The 2708-nt window shown below is 74.4% G+C and carries 2 protein-coding genes and 1 pseudogene; all 3 read right to left on the bottom strand.

Annotated elements, in window-relative coordinates; genetic code table 11:
* Window positions 1-1535 (bottom strand): FAD-dependent monooxygenase (locus tag AA75_RS43020; protein ID WP_033825999.1); only part of this gene is annotated, 1535 nt, incomplete at its 3' end.
* A 166-nt stretch (window positions 1536-1701) separates the two neighbouring features.
* Complete coding sequence (locus AA75_RS43025) at window positions 1702-2202, bottom strand: thioesterase family protein (RefSeq protein WP_082527272.1); 501 nt, start codon at window positions 2200-2202, stop codon at window positions 1702-1704.
* 65 nt (window positions 2203-2267) lie between these two features.
* A pseudogene (locus tag AA75_RS43030) lies at window positions 2268-2708 on the bottom strand (2-aminobenzoate-CoA ligase); the annotation flags it as partial.

Genomic DNA, 2708 nt, shown 5'->3' on the forward strand with positions numbered 1-2708 from the left:
GGTCCGCGGCGCCCGGCGTGGGTCAGCTGGATGCCGATCGGGGTGTCGGAGCTGCGGCGGATCTCGCCCAGAACGGTCCGCCAGGCGGCCTCCTGGGCGTCGTTCCACAGGCCGGGGCAGCCGGGGGTGGCCCGGCCGTCGGGGGCGACGGCCGTCATCCCGGCGAACACCAGCCCGGCGCCGCCCAGCGCCTGCGCGGTCAGCTGGGCCTGTGTGAACGCCCCCGGCACGCCGTCCACCGCGGTGTAGGTCGCCAGGGGCGGCACCACGATGCGGTTGCGCAGGGTCAGCCCGCCGAGCCGCAGCGGCCGGAACATCGGCGGCACGGCCGGTCCGGCGCCGGGCGTGCCGCCCGCCGGCGGGCCGTCACCGGCGTCGGCGGCGGCGAGTGCGCCGTCGACGGCGTCCACGAAGGCGGCGTCCCGGGCCCGCAGGTTGCCGTAGGTGACCCGGCGGCTGCGGGTGAGCAGGTTGAAGGCGAACTGGTCGGGCCCCTGGCCGCCGTAGCGGCCGATCGTCTCGAACCACTCCAGGCTGGCCTGCGCGGCCCGCTGGGTCGACTCCACCACCGGCCTGCGCTCGGACTCGTACGCGGCCAACGCCTCGTCCACGGTGGGGTGTTCGTGCAGGCTCGCGGCGAGGGCGAGGGCGTCCTCCATGGCGAGCTTGGTACCCGAGCCGATCGAGAAGTGCGCGGTGTGGGCGGCGTCGCCGAGCAGGACGACGTTCCCGTGCCGCCAGGAGGCGTTGCGGACGGTGGTGAACCGGATCCACCGGGAGGCGTTGGGGATCAGCCGGTGGCCGTCCAGGTGGGCGGCCAGGATCTCCTCGCACCGCCGCACGCTCTCCTCGTCGCTCTCGCCGCGCCCGAACTCCCGCCCGGCCAGGGCCTCGAAGCCGGCCCGCCGCCAGGCCTGCTCCTCGAGTTCGACGATGAAGGTGGAGCGGCGGTCGGAGTACGGGTAGGCGTGCACCTGGACGACGCCGAAGTCGCGCTGCTCCACGATGAAGGTGAAGGCCTCGAAGACCCGGTCGGTGGAGAGCCACATGTAGCGGCAGTGCCGCTCGTCCAGCTCCGGCCGGAAGCCGGCCGGGAAGGCCTCCCGGGTGGCCGAGCGGACGCCGTCGGCGGCGACCACCAGGTCGTGGGTGGCCGAGAGCTCCCCGACCGGCGGCGCCGGCGTGCCGTACCGGACGTCGACCCCGAGCCCGGCGCAGCGCTTCTGCAGGACCTCCCGCAGCCGGTTGCGGTCGAGGGCGGCGAACCCGTGACCGCCGGAGGTGCGGACCTCGCCGCCGAAGTGGATGTCGATGTCGCTCCACCGGGCGAACTCCGCCGAGATGGCGGCGAACACCTCGGGGTCGCCCTGGGCGATCCCGTCCAGCGTCTCGTCCGAGAACACCACACCGAAGCCGGATGCGTCGTCGCGGGCGTTGCGCTCCCAGAGGGTGATCTCCCAGTCCGGCGAGAGCTGCTTGGCCAGGGCGGCGAAGTACAGGCCGCCGGGCCCTCCCCCGATGACTGCTACGCGCATGAAGGTCCTCCAGTGTTCGTGTCATCACGCTATGGCGCACCTCTGTCGAGCGTCAAGAGAACGCGATACGCGCTCCGCGCCCGTGGCGCCGGGCCGCACGTCGACCGCCGTGCGGTCGGTGGCCGGGTGCGGTCGGCGGCCGGGTGCGGTCGGCGGCCGAATCGGTTCAGCCGCCGTGCGTCTCCGGTTGCTGCGGCCCGCAGACGGTCAGCCGCCTACGGGCGTCCGCGCTCCACGGCGCCGCACCCTTGGCGGTGGCCGCGGAGTGGACCACCGACATCCGCCCGGTCGCGGCGGGGCCCGCGGGGCCGTGCACCTCGAAGACGTAGTGCAGCGAGGTCTCCCCGACCCGCGCCACCCGCAGCTCGATCCGGACCACGTCGCCGAACCACAGCCGGGCCAGGTAGTCCGCCTCGAAGTGGACCCGCGGAATGCTGCCGAACAGGTCACCGAGCCCGAGCCTGCGCAGCAGGGCGGCCTCCGCCGCCTCGGCCCAGCGCAGGACCGCCGAGAAGTGGTGGTGGCCGGCGGCGTCGGTGTCCGACCACTCGACCTGACGCTCGATCACCACGCCCGGCAGCGTCCCGGCCGGGTTTACGCCGGGCGCAAGGGGCTGCGAGGGTGCGGGCGGCGGGGACGCGGGCGGCGGGGGTGGGAGCTCGTCCATGGCTGGGCCTTCCGTGACGGCGGCGACGGGATCGCGCGGGGTGGGCGGTGTGACGGCGGTGCAGGTCACCGGGCGGCGTCGGTGCGGGCCCGGTCGCGCAGCTCCGCGCGGCGCAGCTTGCCGCTGGAGTTGCGCGGCAGTTCGGTGACGAACTCGACCGCGCGCGGGTACTTGTACGGGGCGATGGTCTGCTTGACGAAGTCCTGCAGCGCGGCGGCGGTGGCCGGGTCGGCCGCGGCGCCCGGGCGCAGCACCACGTACGCCTTGACGATCGCTCCGCGGCTCCCGTCGGGTGCGCCGACGACCGCGCAGTCGGCCACGTCCGGGTGGCCCATCAGAGCCTGTTCGACCTCGGGGCCGGCGATGTTGTAGCCGGCCGAGACGATCATGTCGTCGCTGCGGGCCTGGAACCAGAAGTAGCCGTCGGTGTCGCGGATGTAGGTGTCGCCGGTGACAGCCGTCGCGGACGTAGCTGAGCTGCCGGTCGTCGGCCAGGTAGCGGCAGC

This window comes from Kitasatospora sp. MBT63 (assembly GCF_000710465.2).
Classification (GTDB): Bacteria; Actinomycetota; Actinomycetes; order Streptomycetales; family Streptomycetaceae; genus Kitasatospora.